Here is a 3,322-nt window from a genome sequence, read left to right on the forward strand (position 1 = left end):
GGCGTCGACGACGTTGATGCTGTGATGGGGCAGCCGGATGAGATGCGCCTGTCGGATGCACAACCGGCAGTGGCTTTGCGCGTTGACGGCGACGAAGCGCCGGCAGGACACACATTCCCGCGGCGTGGTGAAGCGGACACGCCAGCTGTGGCATGCCTGGCACAGCCAGCCCAGGTGCCGGGTCACGCCCCACGCCAGACAGTCCCGGCAACTGTCGACCATCGGTGCCGACCGGTGGCAGCGCCGGCAACGACCGGCCGTGTAGTAGTCGGTGGTCGACCCGCAGAGCTTGCAGCGTGGCGGCCGCTTCCATACCCGGGGAACGCAGCGGTAGCAGGAGTCTCGGCCGGAGTATGCGACAGGGTTGACGCCGCACCGGGTGCAGAGGCAGGGACGGCTCATGCCGGCGGCAGCGTCCGGTTGCGCCCGAGCCGGGGCGTGATCGGGACGGGTCCGACCGCGGCGAGCCGCTCCTTGCGGACGGGACGGCGTGCCGCGACCTTGTCGGGTTCGACGATCAGCAGGTCCGTCGGGGTGCAGGACAGGACTGCGCAGACGACGTCAAGGTCGTCGAGCCGGATCGTGACCGGTGTGCAGGTCCACAACGCCGACATCTTCCCCGCACTGATCTCCAATCCTGCGTCGGCGAGCCGTCGACGCATCTCGGTACTCTTCCAGATTCCCTGCTCGGCGGCCTTCATGCGAAGATTCCAGCGCATCAGCTCACCGTCCTGGCTGTTCGAGACGAGAAGCGACTCGTGCGTTCGCGGACATCCAGGCTTGTTCGATGTGCCCGTCGTGGACGTGAATGTATCGGGTCGTGGTCGACAGCCATTCGTGGCCGAGAATATCTTGGATAGCTTTCAGGTCCATGCCTCGGGAATACAACGACGACGCGCAGTAATGCCGCAGCGTGTGCGGAGTCAGCTGGCCGATCCAGCCGGGGAGCCACGCAGACACCGCGGCGGCCAGGCCCGATCGAAGGGCGTCATCGCCGGCCCTTCCACAGCGGTCGGTCGCCCGGTCATGGCGTTCGCTGGGAAGCATCGGGGCGTCGGGAGCGGCCCAGTCGTCACTGAACTGGTGGCGCACGTCGGCCAGCCACCAGTCCAGCAGAACATCCACAGAATTGATCGCTGGTACCAGGCGGGGTTTCGGACCCCGTCCCATGCTCCCTTTCCCGAAACGCACGTGCAGCTTCCCGTACTCGCCGAGGTCCGGCCGCCAGTCACGGATGTCCAGCATCACGGTCTCGCTGATCCGCAGGCCCGCCCTGCGCCACAACGACGCCGCGAAATAGTCCCGGGCGGCCGGCAGGAACTTCCGCGCGCCCGGCAGCGCGTCACGCCACGCCGCGAACAAGGCTTCGACCTCCTCGTCCGGGGGCGGGACTCGGGCGACATCGCGGTCGGGGCTGTGAGGCCGGTTGAACTCGTCGATGGGCAGGCAGATCACATGGCCGGTCAGTGCGTGGATCTCCCCCTGGTAGCGCGCCAGCAAGAAACCGTAGAACCGGCCCAACGCCTTCGCCTTGCCATATACCGTCGACCGCGCCAGACGGCGGTCCTTCCGCTGATCACGCAGGAACCGGTCGGCGTCCTCCGGCCCCGCCGTCCACAGCGGACGCCCCAAGAACCGAAGAAACTCGAAGATCACAGACCGGTCGCTTGTCACGTGGCCGTCAGTCGCCCCGGACCCCGACACCGCCAGGGCGTACTGGTCAACCAGCTCCTGCTCGAAGTCCTCGAGCTCCTGCGCCGACCCCAACCGCCGTGACGGCCCCAGCGACCGCACAGCCGCCAGCGTCACCGGAACCTCAGTTCAACCAAACCGATCATGCGGCGGACCATACCGACCAGCTGTCAGGAATCTCGACGCCTCGCCGACATCCTCAGCCGCCGCCACACCCCAGACCACACCTGGCTCGTAGCTCCGCCAGCGCTCCACGGCGACAGCGGAACCCACGGGCCTTCAGACAGTCTCGACCGTCGGAGGAACCGTGTTCAGCCCACTCCACACCTGGTGGTCACGGATCTACCACCGTTACCGGCACATGCCACCGAAGGAACGCGACCGGGGCAGCACCACCGAACAGGTCATCTGGATCGCGTTCCTCGCCGCGCTCGCCCTCACCGTCATCGGGATTTTCGGGCCGGAAATCCTGAGCGCCGCCAAACGCATCGCCTTCCAATAACCGGCATGGCAGCGTCCACCCGTCCGGCTCACGACCCACGCCGATGGGAAGGAGGCCGGTGAACATGTCAACTCGCCGACCTACTTGTCAACGGCGTGTCAAACGACCACCGATCTGTCGACGGCGGAACGCAGGAAATGGACATGCCATGACGAATTCTGGTGGCGCCGTGAGTACGGGATCAAGCGTGAGGCCAGGAGATGACAACTGCCCCGATCTCCAGGGAGGTTCGACGCCGTTTCGATGGACAGAAACACCCGCAGCAGGGACGGCATCTGCACCGGCCTCCCTACACCGATGTGGGGAAGCCGATGCAGATGTCCCACGGCCGGTCTCCGTGTGCAGCGCGGGTCCACGCGCCGCTCCCGGGTCCACGGACCCCGTCCGACGCGGGCCAGAACAGGATCAACAGGGCGGCCGACAGGCCACCGTGACGAGCGCCGAGCGAGGACATGACGGCTATCCCGGCTCGTGGGACAGCAGGTCGCCGTCGGCATGGGCAGGTTTCCCGCGCACGAGAGGACATCGCCGCTGGCAGGCCTACAGCTGGCCCGGCACCCACCTGCCCGGATCTCCAGGCCCGGCCGGTCAGGACAGCCGCGGCACACCGCGACATCCACTCCACACGCCGGGCAGGCGACCGCACCCGCGGCAACGGTGTCGACCGGGCGGACCGGCGCCTGAGCCCGCCGGTCGGCGCCGGGACGAGGGCGCGCTGACCGTCGAGATGATCTTCGTGTTGCCGGTGCTGTTCACGATCGTGTTGCTGCTGGCGCAGGTCACGATCTGGGCGCACGCCACCCACGTCGCTCAGGCAACCGCAGCCCGTGCGCTGGCCGCGGCCCGCGCCGATGGTGGCAGCGCCGCCGCCGGCCAGGCCCAAGCCGACGCCACCCTCGACCAGCTCGGCCGAGCCACCCTCACCGACCCGCAGATCACGGTCACCCGTGACGCCGCCCGCGCGAACGTCGGTGTCCACGGCACCGCCGCCAGTGTCGTGCCGGGACTGCATCTCGGGGTCCACGCCGACGCGGCCGGCCCGGTCGAACGGCGGGCCACAGTCCCATGACACCCACCGTCGCGCCAGCCGCACCCCGTGGCCATGACCGGGATCAGGACCGCGGCTCA

4 protein-coding genes and 1 pseudogene are annotated in these 3,322 nt (G+C 68.2%); 2 read left to right on the forward strand and 3 right to left on the reverse strand.

The genetic code is table 11. From position 1 onward, the window contains the following. The 3 genes and pseudogenes from U9980_RS25910 to U9980_RS25920 form a co-directional block, all read right to left on the reverse strand. Positions 1 to 222, reverse strand: a pseudogene (locus tag U9980_RS25910) (hypothetical protein); the annotation flags it as partial. A 176-nt stretch (positions 223 to 398) separates the two neighbouring features. Then, a complete protein-coding gene (locus U9980_RS25915; RefSeq protein ID WP_322770324.1) occupies positions 399 to 719 on the reverse strand; it encodes a helix-turn-helix transcriptional regulator in 321 nt (106 codons plus the stop codon). Positions 720 to 723: 4 nt separating this feature from the next. Further along, the gene (locus U9980_RS25920; protein ID WP_322770325.1) at positions 724 to 1,809 is read right to left on the reverse strand and encodes a tyrosine-type recombinase/integrase; all 1,086 of its coding nucleotides are present in this window, start codon (positions 1,807 to 1,809) and stop codon (positions 724 to 726) included. Positions 1,810 to 1,999: 190 nt separating this feature from the next. On the opposite strand from U9980_RS25920, the gene U9980_RS25925 reads away from it, so the two are divergent. Together U9980_RS25925 and U9980_RS25930 are read left to right on the forward strand one after the other, a co-directional pair. After that, positions 2,000 to 2,194, forward strand: coding sequence for a hypothetical protein (locus U9980_RS25925; protein ID WP_322770326.1), 195 nt, complete (start codon positions 2,000 to 2,002; stop codon positions 2,192 to 2,194). Between the two features lie 715 nt (positions 2,195 to 2,909). Continuing rightward, a complete protein-coding gene (locus tag U9980_RS25930; RefSeq protein WP_322751524.1) occupies positions 2,910 to 3,263 on the forward strand; it encodes a TadE/TadG family type IV pilus assembly protein in 354 nt (117 codons plus the stop codon). Positions 3,264 to 3,322: the final 59 nt, after the last annotated feature.

Origin of the sequence: Protofrankia sp. Cr1 (genome assembly GCF_963555865.1) — a bacterium.
Taxonomy (GTDB): domain Bacteria; phylum Actinomycetota; class Actinomycetes; order Frankiales; family Frankiaceae; genus Protofrankia.